This is a genomic window from Streptomyces sp. CBMA156, assembly GCF_014596515.1.
Lineage (GTDB): Bacteria > Actinomycetota > Actinomycetes > Streptomycetales > Streptomycetaceae > Kitasatospora.
The window spans coordinates 1-19,525 of sequence record NZ_MSJQ01000231.1 but is presented as its reverse complement, the minus strand read 5'-3'; the positions used below and the strand labels follow the sequence as shown (position 1 = coordinate 19,525).

The 19,525-nt window shown below is 72.3% G+C and carries 16 protein-coding genes, 1 other RNA gene and 2 pseudogenes; 2 read left to right on the top strand and 17 right to left on the bottom strand.

Going from position 1 to position 19,525, the window contains the following annotated elements:
• The 6 genes and pseudogenes from BU198_RS19215 to BU198_RS19195 form a co-directional block, all read right to left on the bottom strand.
• Window positions 1-256: pseudogene (locus BU198_RS19215) on the bottom strand (oxidoreductase); the annotation flags it as partial.
• On the bottom strand, window positions 253-1,467 hold the full coding sequence (locus BU198_RS44265; RefSeq protein WP_411293211.1) for a 2Fe-2S iron-sulfur cluster-binding protein: 1,215 nt from the start codon (window positions 1,465-1,467) through the stop codon (window positions 253-255). The gene BU198_RS44265 and the pseudogene BU198_RS19215, both read right to left, overlap by 4 nt.
• Entirely contained in the window at window positions 1,464-2,330 is an 867-nt protein-coding gene (locus tag BU198_RS42275) for an FAD binding domain-containing protein (protein ID WP_223244628.1), read from the bottom strand. The genes BU198_RS44265 and BU198_RS42275 overlap by 4 nt, the downstream gene beginning before the upstream one ends.
• 302 nt (window positions 2,331-2,632) lie before the next feature.
• Window positions 2,633-4,243: a beta-N-acetylhexosaminidase gene (locus tag BU198_RS19205; protein WP_188298101.1), complete on the bottom strand. Its 1,611-nt coding sequence runs from the start codon at window positions 4,241-4,243 to the stop codon at window positions 2,633-2,635.
• 101 nt (window positions 4,244-4,344) lie between these two features.
• Window positions 4,345-4,623: a DUF3039 domain-containing protein gene (locus tag BU198_RS19200; RefSeq protein ID WP_188298100.1), complete on the bottom strand. Its 279-nt coding sequence runs from the start codon at window positions 4,621-4,623 to the stop codon at window positions 4,345-4,347.
• Between the two features lie 62 nt (window positions 4,624-4,685).
• Entirely contained in the window at window positions 4,686-5,270 is a 585-nt protein-coding gene (locus tag BU198_RS19195; protein ID WP_188298099.1) for a YqgE/AlgH family protein, read from the bottom strand.
• Between the two features lie 302 nt (window positions 5,271-5,572).
• Between BU198_RS19195 and murA the strand changes: the two genes are divergently transcribed.
• Window positions 5,573-6,913, top strand: coding sequence for a UDP-N-acetylglucosamine 1-carboxyvinyltransferase (murA, locus tag BU198_RS19190; protein WP_188298098.1), 1,341 nt, complete (start codon window positions 5,573-5,575; stop codon window positions 6,911-6,913).
• Window positions 6,914-6,991: 78 nt separating this feature from the next.
• Here the strand turns inward: murA and BU198_RS19185 are convergent, their stop codons facing one another.
• The 8 genes from BU198_RS19185 to ftsE form a co-directional block, all read right to left on the bottom strand.
• Complete coding sequence (locus BU198_RS19185) at window positions 6,992-7,276, bottom strand: HU family DNA-binding protein (RefSeq protein ID WP_030242980.1); 285 nt, start codon at window positions 7,274-7,276, stop codon at window positions 6,992-6,994.
• A gap of 509 nt (window positions 7,277-7,785) precedes the next feature.
• Window positions 7,786-9,258 (bottom strand): NAD-dependent malic enzyme, encoded by a 1,473-nt coding sequence (locus BU198_RS19180; RefSeq protein ID WP_188298097.1) that lies wholly within the window; start codon window positions 9,256-9,258, stop codon window positions 7,786-7,788.
• A 350-nt stretch (window positions 9,259-9,608) separates the two neighbouring features.
• Window positions 9,609-11,912 carry a HelD family protein gene (locus BU198_RS19175; RefSeq protein ID WP_188298096.1) on the bottom strand — a complete coding sequence of 768 codons (2,304 nt, stop codon included), beginning with the start codon at window positions 11,910-11,912 and terminating at the stop codon, window positions 9,609-9,611.
• Window positions 11,913-12,063: 151 nt separating this feature from the next.
• Window positions 12,064-12,445, bottom strand: a transfer-messenger RNA (tmRNA) gene (ssrA, locus tag BU198_RS19170).
• Window positions 12,446-12,531: 86 nt separating this feature from the next.
• Window positions 12,532-13,008, bottom strand: a complete 477-nt coding sequence (smpB, locus tag BU198_RS19165; RefSeq protein ID WP_188298095.1) for an SsrA-binding protein SmpB — start codon at window positions 13,006-13,008, stop codon at window positions 12,532-12,534.
• 44 nt (window positions 13,009-13,052) lie between these two features.
• Window positions 13,053-14,192, bottom strand: a complete 1,140-nt coding sequence (locus BU198_RS19160) for a S41 family peptidase (protein ID WP_188298094.1) — start codon at window positions 14,190-14,192, stop codon at window positions 13,053-13,055.
• A gap of 113 nt (window positions 14,193-14,305) precedes the next feature.
• Window positions 14,306-15,217, bottom strand: a complete 912-nt coding sequence (ftsX, locus tag BU198_RS19155; RefSeq protein WP_188298093.1) for a permease-like cell division protein FtsX — start codon at window positions 15,215-15,217, stop codon at window positions 14,306-14,308.
• Window positions 15,218-15,296: 79 nt separating this feature from the next.
• A complete protein-coding gene (ftsE, locus tag BU198_RS19150; protein WP_030059730.1) occupies window positions 15,297-15,986 on the bottom strand; it encodes a cell division ATP-binding protein FtsE in 690 nt (229 codons plus the stop codon).
• 349 nt (window positions 15,987-16,335) lie between these two features.
• On the opposite strand from ftsE, the gene BU198_RS19145 reads away from it, so the two are divergent.
• Window positions 16,336-16,530 carry a hypothetical protein gene (locus tag BU198_RS19145; RefSeq protein ID WP_188298092.1) on the top strand — a complete coding sequence of 65 codons (195 nt, stop codon included), beginning with the start codon at window positions 16,336-16,338 and terminating at the stop codon, window positions 16,528-16,530.
• A 75-nt stretch (window positions 16,531-16,605) separates the two neighbouring features.
• On the opposite strand, the gene prfB is transcribed toward BU198_RS19145, so the two are convergent.
• From prfB to BU198_RS19130, 3 genes and pseudogenes are all read right to left on the bottom strand, one after another.
• Complete coding sequence (prfB, locus tag BU198_RS19140; protein WP_188298091.1) at window positions 16,606-17,718, bottom strand: peptide chain release factor 2; 1,113 nt, start codon at window positions 17,716-17,718, stop codon at window positions 16,606-16,608.
• Between the two features lie 93 nt (window positions 17,719-17,811).
• Complete coding sequence (locus BU198_RS19135) at window positions 17,812-19,065, bottom strand: serine/threonine-protein kinase (protein WP_188298090.1); 1,254 nt, start codon at window positions 19,063-19,065, stop codon at window positions 17,812-17,814.
• Window positions 19,066-19,289: 224 nt separating this feature from the next.
• Window positions 19,290-19,525, bottom strand: a pseudogene (locus BU198_RS19130) (serine/threonine protein kinase); the annotation flags it as partial.

The following is a 19,525-nucleotide window of genomic DNA, read 5'->3' as shown; positions in this document are numbered from 1 at the left end:
CGGCGTGCACGCCGGGCAGCGCCAGCGCGGCCGAGGTGTCGATGCCGCGGATCCGCGCGTGCGGGTGCGGCGAGCGCAGCACCGCGCCCCACAGCAGCCCCTCGGCCCACAGGTCGGCGGCGTACGGGTAGATGCCGAGCGCCTTGGGCAGCGCGTCACTGCGCAGCGGGGAGCTGCCCAGGCCGGTCGGCTCCGGCGTGCCGCCCTCGCCGCCGTCCTGCTGGAGTGCTGCGCCGATGTCGGTAGGCGACGTCATGATGCGTGGTCGTCCTCGGGGAGCCGGATGCCGTGGGCGGGGGTGGCCCCGTACGGGACGCCGGCCGGGGCGCCGCCCTCGGCCGGGGCACCGTGCGGGTGCGGGGCGGCGTACGGGGTGCCGTGCGGCGGCGTGCCGTCGTGGGCGGTGCCGGGCAGCGGGGTGCCGTGCGCGGGGGTGGGCTCGTAGACCGGGGCGTCGTACCCGGTGTCGTAGCCGTTCTGCTGCTGGTGGCCGTCCGGGTAGGGCAGGTAGGTGCCGTGCGCGGGGGTGGCCTGGTACGGCTGTTCGGGGTAGCCCTGCGGCGGGTAGTACACCTGGTCGTCGGCGGCCTGGGCGGGGATGGCGTCCCGGATCGGGGCCAGCACGGTGGTGTCGTACACGCCGGTGTCGTAGCCGCCCTGGGGGTCGCCGTACGGCGGCGCGGCCGGGGTCTGCTCGACGCCCTGGGCTCCGGCGGGGTGCTGTCCGACGTGCCGGGGGCCGGTGGCGTGCGCGTCCGGGTGGGGCCCGGCGGACTGCTGCGGGACGTGCTCGATCCAGGCCTCGGCGTCGGTGTAGACCGGCGGTTCGACGGGCTGGTCCGGCTCGGCGGGCCCGTCCGCCCGCCCTTCGGCGGCCGTTCCGGCGGACACCTCGGCCGCTTCGGCGGCCTCCTCCGCCTCCAGCGCGCGGGCGTCCGCGACGGTCTGGACGGCGGCCAGCACGCCCCGGTAGCCGGTGCAGCGGCAGAGGTTGCCGCAGAGCGCCTGGCGGGCCTCGACCTCGGTGGGCCGGTGGTTGCGCTGGAGCAGGTCGTGCACGGCCATCGCCATGCCGGGGGTGCAGTAGCCGCACTGCACGGCGCCGGAGGCGGCCAGCGCCTGCTGGACGCCGCTCGCGCCGCTGGCGGCCGACAGGCCCTCGACGGTGCTGATCTCGCTGTCCGCGGCCAGCGCGGCGGGCACCAGGCAGCCGGCCACCAGCTGGCCGTCCACCTGCACCGAGCAGGCCCCGCACTCGCCCTGCTCGCAGCCGTCCTTGGCGCCGGCCAGGCCGAGCCGCTCGCGCAGCACGTAGAGCAGGCTCTCGCCGATCCAGGCGTCGGTGACGGGCCGTTCGAAACCGTTGACCCGCAGCGTGTACGAGGCGCACGGGCGCAGCTCGCGGCTGACCTGCGGGGAGAGGCCGAGCGGGTCGGCGTCGAGGGTCTCGATGGGGTCTGTGCTCACTTCAGCGCCCTTCCCAGTGCCCGTCGGGCCAGCACCGATACGGTACGCCGCAGCCGAACGGCGGCCGCGGTCGGCCCCTCGGTCACGGCCTCCCAGGCGCCCTCGGCGCCGTAGTTGTCGGGGACGCAGGCGGCGGCCGCGTACTCGCCGAAGGCCACGGTCGCGGCCGGGTCGATCTCCCGGCTGCCGTCCCAGTCGATGCAGCCGGCCACCCAGGCCTCGGCCTCCAGCGGGCGCAGCGGCACCGGTGCGACGGCTCCGACGGCGCAGCGCACCGAGCGCCGGGCCGGGTCGAGGACGAGGGCGACGGAGGCGGTGGCGCGGGCCGGGCCGCTGCGGCCGGTGGCCTTGAGGAAGACCTGCGGGGCGTGCAGCAGCGGGACCCGCACCCAGGTGAGCAGTTCGCCGGGGCGCACCGGGTCGAGTCCGGTGAGCAGGTGACTGACCGGCACCTCGCGGCTGCCGCCGGCTCTGGTCAGGGTGACGCTGGCCTCCAGCGCGGTGAGCACCGGGAGGGTGTCGCCGGCCGGGGCGGCGGTGACGATGTTCCCGCCGAGGGTGCCGACGTTGCGGACCTGCGGCGGTCCCGCGGTGCGGGCGGCGTCGGCGAGCGCGGGGATGAGCGCCGCGAAGTCGGGGCGGTCCATCCGGGCGTGGGTGAGTCCGGCGCCGAGGACGGCGGTGCCGCCGTCCTCGTAGCGCCAGCCGCGCAGTTCGGTGATCCGGCCGAGGCCGACCAGGGCGGCGGGTCGCAGCCGGCCGGCGTTGACGGCCTCCATCAGGTCGGTGGCTCCGGCCACCGGTACCGCGGCCGGGGCGGCGGCCAGCGCGTCGACGGCCTCATCGAGGGAGGCCGGCAGCATGATCGTCCGGTTCACCTGGGTCCCACCGTGCTCCACTTGCTCATCGATCGCCTGCCGCCCGCCGGCCTACGGCCGTGCCGTCCTGCGTCAGCAGCCCGGCCTGGCCCGTAGGGTACGGGCGATCGGGCCGGGTTGGGCAACTCTGGCACACAATGCTCGATGATCACTTCGGGGCCGGTGAACGGGGCTGCCCGATTGGGACTGATACCGGGCGGTATCTGCCCCGACCCGGTCCGGGCCAGGGCAGATGTTCATCTCTTCTTGACGTCGGATGACCGCTCAGAAGTTCCCGGTGAGTAGGACTAACGGACCGGCGGCGGGCCCTCCAGCGGACGGCCGACCACCCCGGGCCGGCGCTGCCAGGGGTGCGGCCCGTCGGCCGGGCGGTACTCGACGCCGAGCGCGTCCAGCGCCTTCAGGTGCGTCGTCAGCCGCTGCTCGAACCCGGCGAAGTCGCGCGCGGCCGGCTCGGTGGGCAGCTCGGACCAGGCGACCTCGGCGAAGGCCACCAGCCGGGGGAAGGCCCGATAATCGATGTCCCTGGCGCTGTCCGTGAACTCGCTCCACAGGTTGGCCTGGGTGCCGATCACGTGCCGGGCGGCGGACTCGTCCAGCTGCCCGGGGACCGGCTCGAACCGGTAGACGTCCTCCAGGGTGCGCACGAAACCGATCGGGATCGGCTCGTCCGGCCCGTCCGCCTGCCGGTGGTCGAAGTAGACGTGCTGCTCGGGGCACATCACCACGTCGTGCCCGGCCTTCGCGGCGGCGACCCCGCCGCCGAAGCCGCGCCAGGAGGCGACGGCGGCGCCCGGGGCGAGCCCGCCCTCCAGGATCTCGTCCCAGCCGATCAGCCGGCGGCCGCGCTCGGCCAGCCAGCGGTCGAAGTGCCGGATGAGGTGGCTCTGCAGCTCGTCCTCGTTGGCCAGGCCCAGCTCGCGGATCCGCTCCTGGGCGGCCACGCTGTCCTTCCACTGCTCCTTGGGGCACTCGTCGCCGCCGAGGTGGATGAACTCGGACGGGAACAGCTCCAGGACCTCCTCCAGCACACCCTCGAAGAAGCGCAGGGTCGCCTCGGAGGCGTTGAGCACGTTGTGGCTCACCCCCCAGTCGGTCCAGACCCCGAGCGCGGCGGTGTCCACCACGTCGGAGTTGCCCAGCTCGGGGTAGGCGGCGACGGCGGCCTGGGTGTGGCCCGGCAGGTCGATCTCCGGGACGACGGTGATCCCGCGCGCGGCCGCGTAGGCGACGATCTCGCGCAGGTCGTCCTGGGTGTAGTAGCCGCCGTGCGGGCGGTCGTCACGGCGCTGGGCGGCCCGGTAACCGACCATCGAGCGCTCCCGCCAGGCACCGCGCCCGGTCAGCCTCGGATAGCGCCTGATCTCCAGCCGCCAGCCCTGGTCGTCGGTCAGGTGCAGGTGCAGCACGTTGAGCTTGTGCGCGGCCAGCAGGTCGACGAAGCGCAGCACGTCCGACTTGGGCAGGAAGTGCCGGGCGACGTCGAGCAGCACCCCGCGCCAGCCGAACCGGGGGGCGTCCTCGATGTCGGCGCCGGGCAGCACCCAGCCCTCGCGGCGCAGCGGCGAGCGGCGGTAGGCGTCCGGCCCGAGCAGCTGCCGCAGGGTCTGCGCGCCCCACACCGCACCGGCCGGGCCTCCCGCGGCGAGCAGGACGTGGCCGGGGCGCACCGTGAGCCGGTACGCCTCGGCGGCCAGCGCGTCGTCCAGGACCAGCTCGATTCCCTCACCCGGACGGCCCGGGCCGAGCGGCAGCCCGGTGGCGGCGGACAGGGTGGCCCGCAGCCAGCGCTCGGCGTCGGCCAGCGCGGGGGAGGCGGTCAGCGTGGTGGCGGCGTCGAGCGGGAAGTCCTCGTCCGGGCGCCGGACGGCACTGGAGGGTGCGGGAATGAGGTCCATTCCGACATCCTGCCCACGCCCCGAACGATCGGCATAGACCACCCTCGAAAAGCAGTGCTATGCAAAACGGCGTTGTGCGTGACGCCGCGGAGCCCCTCGGACTACTTGTTCTCCCCGTCGCCGTCCTTCGGCTTGCCGATGCCGTCGTAGATCTCCTTGCACATCGGGCAGACCGGGTACTTCTTCGGGTCGCGTCCCGGCACCCACACCTTGCCGCAGAGCGCCACCACGGGGGACCCGGAGAGCGCGCTCTCCATGATCTTGTCCTTCTGGACGTAGTGCGCGAAGCGCTCGTGGTCGCCGTCGCCGTGGGACACCTGGGGGACGGGCTCGACCAGGGTGCCGGTGCCGAGGCCGCGCTCGGGCTCAAGAGTGCTCATGGGTGCCAAGTCTATGGGCGCCTCCGGAAACCCGGCCAGTATCGCGCCGCCGGGCCCCCGGCTCAGTTCATCGTCGGGTCCTCCGGATAGGTCGCCAGCAGGGCCAGCGGCCCGCGCTGGCGGCGCAGCACCGAGCGCCACAGCCGCTCCGGCTCGGGGCTGGAGACGTCCCCCGGCTCGCAGTCCACCAGGTACCAGGCGCCGCTCTCCAGCTCCGTCTCCAGCTGCCCGGGCGACCAGCCCGCGTACCCGGCGAAGATCCGCAGGCTGCCCAGCTCGCCGGCCATCACCTCGGGCGGCGCCTCCAGGTCCACCAGGCCGATCGCGCCGTGCACCCGGCGCCAGCCGAGCGGCTCGGCGGTGCCCGGCTCCCCCGGCGCCACGGCGAGGCCGAGCGCCGAGTCCAGCGCCACCGGGCCGCCCTGGAACACCACGGCCGGCCGGCCGACGAGTCTGTTCCAGCCGTCCAGCACACTGCCCACCTCGACCGGCGTCGGCCGGTTGAGGACCACGCCGAGCGCCCCCTCGGCGTCGTGGTCGAGGAGCAGCACCACCGCCCGCGCGAAGTTCGGGTCGGTGAGCATGGGCGTCGCGACGATCAGACGGCCGGTGTGGGACCGGCCTCCGTGCGAATGGGCCGCCGTCATGCCCACATGATCCCGCAGAACGGCACCGCTCGGACACCGCAACGCCCGGAAACCCGCCACGCCGGACGAACACCCGTACGGCCGCACCGGCGGGCGCCTACGGGCCCGGAGAGAGCACCATCACGGGAGAGGCTCACGGGAACCAACGGCGCGCCTACTACCATCTACGTCTGGTGGACGCCTCTCTACGGTGCCGACTCGGTTTCGCCGGGGGCCCGAACGCGCCCGTACGACCGGTCCACCACCGGCTCTCTCCCGGAGCCCTCCCCCCGACTCCTCTGGCACCCCGGATTGCGAGAACGATGACCGACGACGTCCTGCTGGTCCACGGCGGAAACCCCCTCGAAGGCGAGATCCGCGTCCGCGGAGCGAAGAACCTGGTTCCCAAGGCCATGGTCGCCGCCCTCCTCGGCCAGGGCCCCAGCAGACTGCGCAACGTCCCGGACATCCGTGACGTCAAGGTGGTCCGCGGCCTGCTTCAGCTGCACGGCGTGACCGTGCGCACCGGTGACGAGGAGGGCGAGCTGATCCTCGACCCCTCGCACGTCGAGAGCGCCAACGTGGCCGACATCGACGCGCACGCCGGCTCCTCGCGGATCCCGATCCTGTTCTGCGGCCCGCTGCTGCACCGCCTCGGCCACGCCTTCATCCCCGGCCTGGGCGGCTGCGACATCGGCGGCCGCCCGGTCGACTTCCACTTCGAGGTGCTGCGCCAGTTCGGCGCCAGCATCGAGAAGCACCCGCAGGGCACCTACCTGGTCGCCGCGCAGCGCCTGCGCGGCACCAAGATCGAGCTGCCCTACCCCTCGGTCGGCGCGACCGAGCAGGTGCTGCTCACGGCCGTCCTGGCCGAGGGCGTGACCGAGCTGCGCAACGCGGCCATCGAGCCGGAGATCGTCGACCTGATCTGCGTGCTGCAGAAGATGGGCGCGATCATCACGCTGGGCACCGACCGGACCATCCTGATCACCGGTGTGGACGAGCTGAACGGCTACAACCACCGCGCGCTGCCGGACCGCCTGGAGACCGCCTCCTGGGCCTGCGCGGCGCTCGCCACCAAGGGCGACATCTACGTCCGCGGCGCCCGCCAGCTGGAGATGATGACCTTCCTCAACACCTTCAGGAAGGTCGGCGGCGCCTTCGAGGTGGACGACGAGGGCATCCGCTTCTGGCACCCGGGCGGCGAGCTCAAGGCGATCGCCCTGGAGACCGACGTGCACCCGGGCTTCCAGACCGACTGGCAGCAGCCGCTGGTGGTCGCCCTGACCCAGGCCACCGGCCTGTCCATCGTCCACGAGACGGTGTACGAGTCGCGGCTGGGCTTCACCGGCGCGCTGAACCAGATGGGCGCGCACATCCAGCTGTACCGCGAGTGCCTGGGCGCCACCCCGTGCCGCTTCGGCGCCCGCAACTTCCTGCACTCCGCGGTCGTCTCGGGCCCGTCCAAGCTGATCGGCTCCGAGCTGGTCATCCCGGACCTGCGCGGCGGCTTCTCGTACCTGATCGCGGCGCTGGCGGCCGAGGGCACCTCGACCGTGCACGGCATCGACCTGATCAACCGCGGCTACGAGAACTTCATGGACAAGCTGCGCGACCTCGGCGCCCACGTCGAGCTGCCGAGCGAGCAGCTGGTCGACGCCTGACGGGCCGGGTCACCGGAACGCCCGAGAGGCCGGGCTCCCCAGCGGGGAGCCCGGCCTCTCGGGCGTTCAAGGGGTGGCTCAGGCAGCGCCCTTGGCGGCTTCCTTCAGCTTGGAGCCGGCGCTCACCTTGGCGCTGTAGCCCGCGGCGATCTGGATCGGCTCGCCGGTCTGCGGGTTGCGGGCGGTGCGGGCAGCGCGGTGGGTGCGCTCGAAGGTCAGGAAACCGGGGATGGTGACCTTCTCGTCGCCCTTGGCGACGACCTCGCCGACGATCTCGGCGAAGGCGGCCAGAACGGCGTCGGCGTCCTTGCGGGTCACCTCGGCGCGCTCGGACAGCGCGGCCACCAGCTCACTGCGGTTCATGTGTACTCCTGTGGTCTGTTCGCTTGCGGTGTGCGGGGGCCCATCGGTGCTCCCACCGGGGGGCACCCGGATGGGCCGCAGGTCCGCACACTGTGCTCATGCAGGCAATGCGTGGTCACGGGCCGGATCCGCACCCGGTGCCGTGCGCCGGAACCGTCGAAGGCCCGCCCGCCTGCCTGGATACGAATCCTGCCCCGACCGGCCCCGAGAAAGCCAATCGGGCCCCGGCCGAGCCACCCCAACATCGCCCGCCCGTTGGAGGTGTGACGCTCCGTCGGCTCCGGCGGACCGGGCGCGGGCGGCGGTCGGGACGACACGCCGGAAGACCAGGGGGACGTTCCGTACTTGTCGGACACGCCTGCCCCGTGCAGAGCTACGGTACGCCCTAGGACTGACAAGCCCAAACACGCCCCTCGCCCTTGTGTCGCAAGGGTTCGGGGCGGGACTGGGCGGGTATGACCGCTATTCGCACATTTGAGCGATCCGTGACGGGTCGCCCGATGCCTCCGTCAGAGCTTGACGACGGGGAAAGCGGCCGTGTCGAGGGTGCCGACGATGCCCGGGGTCGGACGGGCCGGTGCGGGGGCCTCCTGGGCACCGGCCAGGGCCGCCTCGCGCACGGCGGCGGCGACGGTCTTGGCCACGTCCTTGTGGAACACGCTCGGGATGATGTAGTTGGCGTTCAGCTCGTCGTCGGCCACGGTGGTGGCCAGCGCCCGGGCGGCGGCGATCATCATCTCGGTGTTGACCGTACGGCTCTGGGCGTCCAGCAGGCCGCGGAAGACACCCGGGAAGACCAACACGTTGTTGATCTGGTTCGGGAAGTCGCTGCGGCCGGTGGCGACCACGGCGGCGGTCTGCCGGGCGATGGCCGGGTCGACCTCCGGGTCCGGGTTGGCCAGCGCGAAGACGACCGCGTCCGGCGCCATGGTGGCCAGGTCGTCGCCGTCCAGGACGTTCGGGGCCGAGACGCCGATGAAGACGTCGGCACCCGCCACGGCCTCCTTGAGGGTGCCGGTGCGGCCCGAGCGGTTGGTGTGCTCGGCGATCCAGCGCAGGCTGTCGTCGAGGTCCCCGCGGCCCAGGTGGACCACGCCGTGGACGTCCGCCACGGTGGCGTGCTCGACGCCGGCGGCCATCAGCAGCTTGAGGATCGCGGTGCCCGCCGCGCCGGCGCCCGACATCACCACGCGGATGTCGGCGATCTCCTTGCCGACCACCTTCAGCGCGTTGGTGAGGGCGGCCAGCACCACGATCGCGGTACCGTGCTGGTCGTCGTGGAAGACCGGGATGTCCAGGGCCTCGCGCAGCCGGGCCTCGATCTCGAAGCAGCGCGGCGCGGAGATGTCCTCCAGGTTGATCCCGGCGAAGCCGGGGGCGATCGCCTTGACGATGGCGACGATCTCGTCGGAGTCCTGGGTGTCCAGGCAGATCGGCCAGGCGTCGATGCCGGCGAAGCGCTTGAACAGGGCGGCCTTGCCCTCCATGACCGGCAGCGCGGCCTCCGGGCCGATGTTGCCCAGGCCCAGCACCGCCGAGCCGTCGGTGACGACGGCCACGCTGTTGCGCTTGATGGTCAGGCGGCGGGCGTCCTCGGGGTTCTCCGCGATCGCCATGCAGACCCGGGCGACGCCCGGGGTGTAGATCATGCTGAGGTCGTCACGGTTGCGGATCGGCAGCTTGGAGGACATCTCGATCTTGCCGCCGAGGTGCATCAGGAAGGTGCGGTCCGAGACCTTGCCGATCGACACGCCGTCGATCGTGCGCAGCTTCTCGACGATCTCCTCGCCGTGCGCGACCGAGGAGGCCGCCACCGTGACGTCGATCCGCAGCGCCTCCAGGCCGGAGGCGGTGACGTCGAGACCGGTCACCGACCCGCCGGAGGACTCCACGGCCGTGGTGATCGCACTGACGGCGTTGCCCCTGGCCGGGACCTCCAGCCGTACCGTGATCGAGTTGGAGACACTGGGCACCGTCGCCATCGACGCTTCCTTCTTCCGTCTGTCCCGCAGGCTCAACATTTTGTTGAAGGCATCGCCTGCGCATGCTAGGACTCGATCGTCGCACCTTCCAAGGGGTAGCCAGAAATAACGTTCATTGAGTGTGCGGATCCGACAATCCCACCCGAACGCCGCCGGGCTCCCGCCGCTCACTCCTTGCCTCCTCCGGCCGATGCGTTACATTGGACGGGACACCGGCTCGATCCAAGCCCCCGGGCCCAACCTTCGTCCCTTCGAGGGACCACTTGCCGCGAGGCGAGCATGGCGGGTCGGTGTCATCAACGTCTGAAGGCCCCTCACCGACCGGTGAGGGGCCTTCGTGCTGCGGTCCGTCAGCCGTGCAGCAGCGCGGGCACGCCGGCCGCGTCCGGCAGGTCGTCCGGACCGGAGAGCACGGTCAGCCGCTGGGTCGCGCGGGTCAGCGCCACGTACAGCACCCGCAGGCCCGCCTCCGACTCGCCGGCGATGCCGGTCGGGTCGGCCACCACGGTCGCGTCGTACTCCAGGCCCTTGGCCTCCAGACTGCCCAGCACCACCACGCGCTCGCCCAGGCCCTCGGCCCAGCCCGCCGCCTCGGCCCTGCGGTCCATCGGCACCACGATCGCCACGGTGCCGTCCACCTCGGTCAGCAGCCGCGACAGCTCGGCCCTGGCGGCCTCGCCGAAGGCCTCCGGCGAGGGGTCGGTGACGGCCGCGAAGCGCGGCTCCACGCCGACGTGGCGCACCGCGCTCGGCGAGGGGGTGCCCGGTGCGGCCAGCGCCAGCACCTTGGCCGCCACCTCGGCGATCTCGGCCGGGTTGCGGTAGTTCACGGTGAGCGTGAAGCGGCGGCGCGGCTTGCCGGCGAGCACCTCGTCCAGCGCGCCCTGGGCCTCCTGCGGGAACGGCCAGGAGGACTGTGCCGGGTCCCCGACGATCGTCCAGGTGGCCATCCGGGCCCGCCGGCCGATCATCCGCCACTGCATCGGGGTGAGGTCCTGCGCCTCGTCCACGATGACGTGCGCGTACTCCTTGCGCTCGACCGGCAGGCTGTCGCGCCGGCGGGCGCTGCGGTCGGCGAAGGTGGTGACCTCCTCCAGGCCGCTCAGCAGGTCCACGGCGTCCACCTCGCGGAACTTCGGGCGGGCCGGCTCGCCGAGCAGCACCTGGAGCTCGTCGATCAGCGCGACGTCGTGCGCGGACAGCGCGCCCTCGCCCGCCGCCGACAGGTGGCGCCAGGAGGCGGCCAGCAGCCTGGCCTCGTCCGGGGCGACGGCCCTGCGGGCGATCCGGTTGGTGTGCCGGTGCTGGCGCAGCGTGCCGAGCACCCGGCGCGGGGTCACGGCCGGCCACCAGGCGTCCAGGAAGTCCAGGAACGAGGCCTCGTCCGAGACGTACTCGTCGAAGGACTCCTTCTCCTCCTGGCGCTGCTCGCGGGCGTAGTGGTCGGCGGGCTTCGGCAGGTCCCTGGTGGCCTGCTGCCACAGGGCGTCCAGCAGCAGCCGGCGGGCGCGCGGGCGCAGCAGGTTCAGCGGAGTGCCGCCGGAGCCCACCACGTTGCCGCGCACGGCCTTCAGCCGGCCGGCGTCCAGCTTCAGCACCTCGCCGCGGGCAACCACCTTCAGCTCCTGGGGGGCGCCCAGCTCCAGTGCCGCCCGGGCGGCCCGGCGCAGCAGCTGCACCATCCGGGCCGAGCCCTTGACCCTGGCCGCCTCGGGGGTGTCGTAGGTGCCCGCCTCGATGCCGTCCACCAGCGAGCCGACGGCCCGGATGGCGACCTGGCCCTCCTCGCCGAGCGAGGGCAGCACGCCCTCGGTGTAGGAGACCAGCAGCGGGGTCGGCGAGACCACCAGGATGCCCCCGGCGTAGCGGCGGCGGTCCTGGTAGAGCAGGTAGGCGGCGCGGTGCAGGGCGACCGCGGTCTTGCCGGTGCCGGGGCCGCCGGTGACCAGGGTGGCGCCCGCGGCCGCGGCGCGGATCACCTCGTCCTGCTCCCGCTGGATGGAGGAGACGATGTCGCGCATCGAGTGGCTGCGGGCGCGGCCCAGCGAGGCCATCAGCGCGCCGTCGCCGACCACGGCCAGCTCCTCGCCGTCCAGGGTCGGGGTGAGGTCGGGACGCAGCAGGTCGTCCTCGACGCCGATCACCTTGCGGCCCTTGGAACGGATCACCCGGCGGCGGATCACCCGGCCTGGCTCGACCGGGGTGGCGCGGTAGAACGGCGCGGCGGCGGGTGCGCGCCAGTCGATCACCAGCGGACCGTACTCGGCGTCCAGCACGCCGAGGCGGCCGATGTGCAGGGTCTCGGCGACGGCCGGGTCGGCCCGGTCGAGCGGGGTGTCCGACGGGATGCCGTGCTCCTCGGGGGCATCCGCCCGTTGGAGGTCGATCCGGCCGAACAGGAAGTCCTCGAACTCGTTGTTCAGGCGTTGGAGGTGGGCGCCGGCCCGGTAGACCTGGGCGTCCCGCTCGGCGAGCGCGCCGGGAGTACCGACCTGGACCCGCTTGGCGGCGTCCTCCAGGATGTACTCGGCCTCGGCGAGCTTCTCCTCCAACCGGTGGTAGACGGTGTCGAGGTGCTGCTGCTCACCGGCGATCTCGCGTGCGCGGACGGTCTCGTGGTCGGTGGCGGGGGTGGTGGGCGTGTTGCTCTGCATGGCCTCGGTGGTAGCGGCGGAATCCGGCTCCGGAAAACGAGCGGACGGATGATCCTACGCCGCGACCCCCCGGCCGCGCTGCTCCGGAGCGGACAAAAGTCGAAGGCCGCCCTCCGCTGAGCGGTGGACGGCCTTCGACATGAACATGGGGTGGTGGAGATGCCGGGAATCGAACCCGGGTCCAGTGGAGTTAATTCAGGGCTTCTCCGAGCGCAGTCCGCTGTGCTTTTCTCGGCCCTGGCGGTCACACGGACAAGCCGCCAACAGGCCCAGCTGCTGTTTGATTTCCCATCCACCCTCGCAGCCCGGGCGGACGGTTGAGTTCCCTAGATTATGCCAGGGTCCGGGTCGGGAACTCCCCGGTCTGACACCCAAGCGCTATCGGTGCTTATTAGGCAGCGAGAGCGAACTGCTGGGAATCGCGCTTAGAGTTGGCGATTATTTTTTTGCGACACGTGGTTTACGAGATCATTGCCGCGTTCCTCGGCTCGCTTCCCCTGTTTCAACATCCCCTGTCGAAACCGATCATCCCCATGTTTTTTTGAGAAACAGCTCGGACGGTGATCGTCCGTGTTGCTTGGGCCATACTACGCGAGGCGACGGGCGAGGGTCCAGCGGATTAACCCTGGCGGCGCCGGGCAGCCGCCACCGCGCGGGCCGTCTCGCGGGTGTCCTGCTTCTCCCGCAGCGTCTGGCGCTTGTCGTAGAGCTTCTTGCCGACCGCGAGCGCCAGTTCGAGCTTCACCCGGCCGTCCTTGAAGTACAGCGAGAGCGGGACCAGGGTGTGACCCGCGTCGCGGACCTTGGTCTCGATCTTCTGGATCTCCATCCTGTGCAGCAGCAGCTTGCGCTTGCGCCGGGCCGCGTGGTTGGTCCACGTCCCCTGGGTGTACTCGGGGATGAAGACGTTGTCGATCCACGCCTCGTGGTTCTGGATGTAGGCGTAGCCGTCGACCAGGTTGGCCCGCCCCTCACGCAGCGACTTGACCTCGGTGCCGGTGAGGACGAGGCCGCACTCGTAGGTGTCGAGGATCGTGTACTCGTGTCGCGCCTTCTTGTTCTGCGCGATCAGCTTCTGTCCGGTTTCCTTTGCCATAGCGCGGCCATTCTCGCACTTCGACGCCGGACGGGGCAGCTCCTTTAGGCGCGGGTGCCGAGCCCGGACAGCACCCGCAGGGCCAGCCCGTCGGCCTCCTCGCCGGAACCGGCCGGGACGTCGGGGGTCAGGCCGGTGCCGTCCAGGGAGCGGCCGGCCGGGGTGTGGTAGCGGCCGACGGTCAGCTCCAGCACGGCGCCGTCGGCGAGCCGGCTGGGCTGCTGGACGGTGCCCTTGCCGAAGGTCCGCGAACCCACCACCACGGCGCGGCTGCGGTCCTGGAGGGCGCCGGCCAGCAGTTCGGCGGCACTCATCGTGCCGCCGTCCACCAGCACCACCAGCGGGGTGCGCTGGTCGCCGCCGGACGGGGCGGTCAACTCCCTGGTCTCGCCGCGTTCCTGGTACGAGCCGACGGTTCCGCCGTCCAGGAAGATCCCGGCGGTACCGGCCGCCTCGTCCACCAACCCGCCGGAGTTGCCGCGCAGATCGAGCACCACGCCGGCGTGCGGGGCGCGCAGCGCGGCGCGCACCTGGTCGGCCACGCCGCTGGTGAAGCCGCGCACGGTCACCCGCAGCACGCCCTTGCCCAGCTGCTCCGCGGTGACCTGCCGGCTGTCCAGCAGCACGCGCCGCAGCCGCAGTTCGCGCACCTCGGCGCCGCCGCGCCGGACGGTCAGGGTGACCTCCGAGCCGGCCCGCCGTTCGTCGCCCTGGCCGCGCAGCCGCGCGACCACCTCGGTCACCGGCAGGCGGTCCGCCTGGTCCTGACCGATCCGCAGCAGCCGGTCGCCCGGGGCGATCCCGGCCGTGGCGGCCGGGCCGTCCGGCGCGACCTGGGCGACCTCGGTGACGCCGTCCTCACCCCGGCCGACCGAGAGGCCGACGCCCGGGTACCGGCCGTCCAGGCCCTGGCTGAACTCCGCGTACTCCTGGGCGCTGTAGTACGCGCCCCAGCGGTCGCCGCCGGCCGCGAGCAGGTGCTCGGCCTGCTGCTCGGACAGGGCGGCGCCGGCCGGGTCCGCCGGGAGCCCGCCGGCGGCCGCCGGGGCGGTGTCGGCGGAGGGGCGGTGCGGCGGACCGCCCGGATCGCCCCAGGCACCGGTGGCCGCGCCGGTCAGCAGCACGGCGCCGAACACCAGGCTGAGAGCGGCCACCTGGCGGGCCCTGCGCGGATTCTGCAGCATGTCACGGGAGTGTAGACACCGGTCCGCGCGGGACGGGCCGCAACGGTGGACCGCGGAACGCCGACGGCCCCGGACGGCGCAGTGCCGTCCGGGGCCGTCGGGGTGTCCCCGAATCAGACCTTGAGGTACTTGCGCAGCGTGAAGAACGCCGCGACGCCGGCCATTCCCATGCCCACCACGATCAGCAGCGGTATCACCGCCAGCACCGAGCCGAGCCCGATGAAGTGGATGAACTGCACCCGGTCGGCCAGCCAGTTCTGGACGAAGAAGTGCCCGCCGACCAGCAGCCCGGAGGCCATCGCGGCGCCGAGCAGCGCCGAGAAGGCCGCCTCGGCGATGAACGGCATCTGGACGTAGAAGTTCGAGGCACCGACCAGGCGCATGATGCCGGTTTCACGCCGTCGGCTGTACGCCGACACCCGGACGGTGTTGACGATCAGCAGCAGGGCGACGAAGAGCATCAGCACCATGATCACGAAGGCCGCCGTCTGGAGGCCGTTGAGCAGCCCGAACAGGTTCTCCAGGATCTTCCGCTGGTCCTCGACCGACTTGACGCCGGGCTTGCCGGCGAAGGCGCTCTGGATCACGTCGTACTTGGTCGGGTCGTTGAGCTTGACCCGCCAGGACTGCGGCATGGCGTCCGGGCCCAGGACGGAGATGAGCGGGTTGTCCGGGTTCATCTCCTTCCAGTGCTTGTACGCCTCGGCCGAGCTCTCGTACGTGGACGACTGGACCACCGAGGTCATCTTGTCCAGCTGGTCCTTGATGTCCTGGACCTGCTGGTCGGTGGCCGCGCCCTTGTCGCACTGGGGCGAGTTGCGGGCATCCGCCTTGGTGCAGAAGTAGATGCTCACCTCGACCTTGTCGTACCAGTACCCCTTCATGGAGTTCACCTGGTCGCGGACCAGGAGCGAGGAACCGGCGAGGGCGAGGGAGAGCGCGACGCTGACCACGACCGCGATGGTCATGGTCAGGTTGCGTCGGAGACCCACACCGATCTCCGACAGGACGAACTGGGCACGCATGCGGGAAACAACTCCAGGGTCGGTACTGCTCGTGGTCTGGCGGTCCGGGCCGGCGGCCCCACGGGTCAGCGCTGGTCGGTCAGTGCTGGTATCCGTAGACGCCGCGGGCCTGGTCGCGGACCAGCAGCCCCTTGTCGAGCTCGATGACGCGCTTGCGCATCTGGTCGACGATGGCCTGGTCGTGGGTGGCCATCAGCACCGTGGTGCCGGTGCGGTTGATGCGGTCGAGCAGCTTCATGATGCCGACCGAGTTCTGCGGGTCGAGGTTGCCGGTCGGCTCGTCCGCGATCAGCAGCATCGGACGGTTCACGAAGGCACGGGCGATCGCCACGCGCTGCTGCTCACCACCGGACAGCTCGCCCGGCATGCGGTCCTCCTTGCCGCCCAGCCCGACCAGCTCCAGCACCTCGGGCACCACCTTGTTGATGGCGCTCTTGGGCTTGCCGATCACCTCCAGGGCGAAGGCGACGTTCTGCGCGACCGTCTTGTTCGGCAGCAGGCGGAAGTCCTGGAAGACGGTGCCCAGCTGGCGGCGCATGTGCGGCACCTTCCAGTTGGACAGCTTGCCGAGGTCCTTGCCCAGCACGTGGACCGCGCCCGTGCTGGGCCGCTCCTCGCGCAGGCACAGGCGGAGGAAGGTGGACTTCCCCGAGCCGGACGAGCCGACCAGGAAGACGAACTCACCCTTCTCGATCTCCAGCGAGACGTTGTCCAGGGCGGGACGGTTCTGCTTGGGATAGGTCTTGGAGACGTTGTCGAATCTGATCACGGCTGCATCACGGAGGCCATCCTAGGCGGCGCCAGTCCTCGCTCGATCCGCCCCGGAGGCCCGGTCCGCGGGCGGGCGAAAGGAGGGCAGAGGGCCGCTCCCGGACTGGGACCATACGCGAATCGGCAACCGGCCCGCAGGAACCGCCCGCGACAGCGACCGGACCATGGGAGAGAATGTCCGTTTATGCCCCGAATATTGCGAGGCATCTCACAGCCCGGGAGCCGGAACCGCCGGAACCTGGCAGAGTGGAGGGAGCGACCGCGCCCGGCCGCTCCCCCGTACAGGGCAGTCCATGGAACCAAAGCCCCGTCCGGTGCGTTGGCAACAGCAGCGAGGAGGAGATCGCATGACCTGCGACCATCTGGTGTGCGCCAACTGCAACGGCCGCGTCAGCGACGGGCGTTGCCCGGTGTGCCGGGCCAACCGGGCACGGATTCAGGAGCAGCAGGGGCCGTTCGCCGCGCTCTCCCCCGCGGTGCTGCTGGCCCTGCTGGCCGGGCTGCTCGCGGTGGCGCTGATCGCGCGGCAGGCACTGGCCTGAGTTCCCCGGACGTACGAGAAGGCCCCCGACCGCTGCGGTCGGGGGCCTTCGTCGTGTCTGCTGTTACTCGCTGTGCTACTCGGCGCTGGTCTCGCGCTGCTTGCGCCAGCGGATGCCGGCCTCGATGAAGCCGTCGATGTCCCCGTCCAGCACGGCCTGCGGGTTGCCGGCCTCGTACGCGGTGCGGACGTCCTTGACCATCTGGTACGGGTGCAGGACGTAGGAGCGCATCTGGTTGCCCCAGGAGCTGCCGCTGTCCTTGAGGGCGTCCATCGCCGCCTTCTCCTCCTGGCGGCGCCGCTCCAGCAGCTTGGCCTGGAGGACGTTCATCGCGGACGCCTTGTTCTGGATCTGCGAGCGCTCGTTCTGGCAGGAGACCACGATGCCGGTCGGGAGGTGCGTGATGCGCACCGCCGAGTCGGTGGTGTTGACGCCCTGGCCGCCGGGGCCGGAGGCGCGGTAGACGTCCACCCGCAGCTCGCCCTCGTCGATGTCGACGTGGTCGGACTGCTCGACGACCGGGAGGACCTCGACACCGGCGAAGGAGGTCTGCCGGCGGCCCTGGTTGTCGAACGGCGAGATGCGCACCAGGCGGTGGGTGCCCTGCTCGACCGAGAGGGTGCCGTAGGCGTACGGCGCCTTCACGGTGAAGGTCGCCGACTTGATGCCGGCCTCTTCGGCGTACGACGTGTCGTACACCTCGGTGGGGTACCCGTGCCGCTCGGCCCAGCGCAGGTACATGCGCATGAGCTGCTCGGCGAAGTCGGCGGCGTCCACGCCACCGGCCTCGGCGCGGATGTTGATCAGCGCCTCGCGGGAGTCGTACTCGCCGGACAGGAGGGTGCGGACCTCCAGCTCCTCGACCGCCTTCTGGAGGGCGACGAGCTCGGTCTCGGCCTCGACGCGGGTGTCCGCGTCGTTCTCGGCCTCGGCGAGCTCGAACAGCACGCCCAGGTCGTCGATGCGGCTGCGCAGGCCCTCGACCCGGCGCAGTTCGCCCTGGAGGAAGGAGAGCCGGCTGGTCACCTTCTGCGCGTTCGCGACGTCGTCCCACAGGGTGGGGGCGGCTGCCTCCTCCTCCAGGACCGCGATGTCGGCCCGGATCTTGTCCAGGTCGAGGACGGCCTCGATCGACCCCATGGTCGTATCGAGGTTCTTGAGCTCTTCGGAAGGATCGACGGCTGCCACGCCCCCAGGGTAATGGTTCCGGGAGTGGTCATGGCGACACCCCCGGTTCCTCCGGAGTCCCGGCCGCCGTCACACCCTGGCCGGGCCCCGGCCTCAGGGCGCCCGCGAGGCCGTGCCCGACACCGCGGGACGGGCCGGGTGCCCCTCGTCGGGGGCGGTGGCCGCGAAGGCCGTCCAGGCCGCGGCGGCGCCCGCCAGCAGCAGCACGGTGGCCAGCAGGACGGCCAGCAGCCGGCGGCGGCGCAGCAGGGCCTGGCGGTCCCGGCGGTGGCCGGGGGTGGCGCGCTGGGCGCGGGACTCGACCGCGTACGCGGCCAGCTCGTCGGCGGACGGGCGGCGCAGGCTGGTGTGGGTGTCCCGGGTGGAGTCCGGGGCGACGCCCGGCACCAGTGGGACGGCCGGGCCGCGGCGCCGCTTGTGGGCACCGGGGGCGGCGTCGATCTCGGCGTAGACGGCCTCGCCCGGGGTCAGCTGTTCCTCGGCCGGGGCGCGGCCCTGGCCGGGCACGGCGAGCACCGGCAGGCCGGCCAGCGAGGGCAGCTGCTCGCGCAGCCTGGCGGCCAGCTCGGCGGCGCGCAGCCGGGAGGCGGGGGCCTTGGCCAGGCACTCGGAGATGATCCGCCACAGACCGTCCGGGAGGCCGGGGATCGGCGGCACCTGCTCGGTGACGTGCCGGCGCAGCACCGCGCCGGTGTGGCCGCCGCCGAACGGGGTGAAGCCGGCCAGCAGCTCGTACAGCAAGGTGGCGAGGGCGTAGATGTCGACGGCGGCGCGCGGCTCCAGGCCCTCGATGATCTCGGGGGCGAGGTAGTCGGGGGTGCCGATGATCCGGGTGGCCCTGGTCCGGCGCGGGGCGTCGACCAGGCGGGCCACGCCGAAGTCGGTGAGCTTGGCGCGCGGGGCGCCGCCCGGTCCCGGGGCGGCGGCGAGGTCGAGCAGGACGTTCTCCGGCTTGACGTCGCGGTGGACGATCCCGGCGGCGTGCGCGGCGGCCAGGCCGTCGGCGACGTCGGCGATGACCGAGGCGGCGGTCTGCGGCGGCAGCGCGCCGTCCCGCTCCAGCCGGGAGCGCAGGTCGGTGCCCTGGACCAGCTCCATCACCAGGGCGAGGTCGCTGCCGTCCACCACCATGTCGCGCACGCCGACCACCCGGGGGTGGTCGAGGCTGGTCAGCGCGGTGCGCTCCTGGACGAAGCGGCCGACCAGCACCTGGTCGGCGGCAAGGTCCTCGCGCAGCAGCTTGACGGCCACCGGGCCGTCGGGCCCCTCACCGAGCCAGACCGTCCCGGCCGAACCCCGGCCGATCACCTGGTGGACGGTGTACCGGCTGCCGATCTTGCGTGCCAATGCTGCTCCGTGGGCGGCGCGGGAGCGCTCCGGGGGTCCGGCGCGCTCGGTGGGGCGGGACAACAGCGACCAACCTACGCGCCCGGAGGCCCCGCGGGGGCCGCCCGAGGGGCCCGGGGCCGGAGTCTCGGCCGAGAAATCCCACGAATTGTCGACAAAGCGTCAATATCGACGTCCGGGGCGGTCCTGAGCCCCGGTCGGCTCCGGCCCGGCCCCGGACGGCGCTACTTGCCGACGACGCTGTCCACCCAGTCGCGCGCCGAATCGAACCAGCCCACGACGTTGTCCCAGTAGTGGGGCAGCGGCGTGAAGTTCCACAGCGCCGCCCCGGCCAGGGCCAGCACCAGCAGCACCATCAGGCAGCCCTTGAAGCAGCCGAGCCCCGGGATGTACATCCGGTTGCGGCTGCGCGGGCGCGGCTCGCGGGCCGGTGCGGGCTCGCGGCGGGCCGGCGCCGGCG

What these genes read in the sequence shown, in the direction of transcription:
- BU198_RS19185 (WP_030242980.1), bottom strand. Translation starts at nt 7,276, where the DNA reads ATGAACCGCAGTGAGCTGGTGGCCGCGCTGTCCGAGCGCGCCGAGGTG.
- BU198_RS19175 (WP_188298096.1), bottom strand. Translation starts at nt 11,912, where the DNA reads ATGCAGAGCAACACGCCCACCACCCCCGCCACCGACCACGAGACCGTC.
- BU198_RS19180 (WP_188298097.1), bottom strand. Translation starts at nt 9,258, where the DNA reads ATGGCGACGGTGCCCAGTGTCTCCAACTCGATCACGGTACGGCTGGAG.
- smpB (WP_188298095.1), bottom strand. Translation starts at nt 13,008, where the DNA reads ATGGCAAAGGAAACCGGACAGAAGCTGATCGCGCAGAACAAGAAGGCG.
- ftsX (WP_188298093.1), bottom strand. Translation starts at nt 15,217, where the DNA reads ATGCGTGCCCAGTTCGTCCTGTCGGAGATCGGTGTGGGTCTCCGACGC.
- BU198_RS19195 (WP_188298099.1), bottom strand. Translation starts at nt 5,270, where the DNA reads ATGACGGCGGCCCATTCGCACGGAGGCCGGTCCCACACCGGCCGTCTG.
- BU198_RS19205 (WP_188298101.1), bottom strand. Translation starts at nt 4,243, where the DNA reads ATGGACCTCATTCCCGCACCCTCCAGTGCCGTCCGGCGCCCGGACGAG.
- BU198_RS19145 (WP_188298092.1), top strand. Translation starts at nt 16,336, where the DNA reads ATGACCTGCGACCATCTGGTGTGCGCCAACTGCAACGGCCGCGTCAGC.
- murA (WP_188298098.1), top strand. Translation starts at nt 5,573, where the DNA reads ATGACCGACGACGTCCTGCTGGTCCACGGCGGAAACCCCCTCGAAGGC.
- BU198_RS19200 (WP_188298100.1), bottom strand. Translation starts at nt 4,623, where the DNA reads ATGAGCACTCTTGAGCCCGAGCGCGGCCTCGGCACCGGCACCCTGGTC.
- BU198_RS19160 (WP_188298094.1), bottom strand. Translation starts at nt 14,192, where the DNA reads ATGCTGCAGAATCCGCGCAGGGCCCGCCAGGTGGCCGCTCTCAGCCTG.
- BU198_RS42275 (WP_223244628.1), bottom strand. Translation starts at nt 2,330, where the DNA reads ATGCTGCCGGCCTCCCTCGATGAGGCCGTCGACGCGCTGGCCGCCGCC.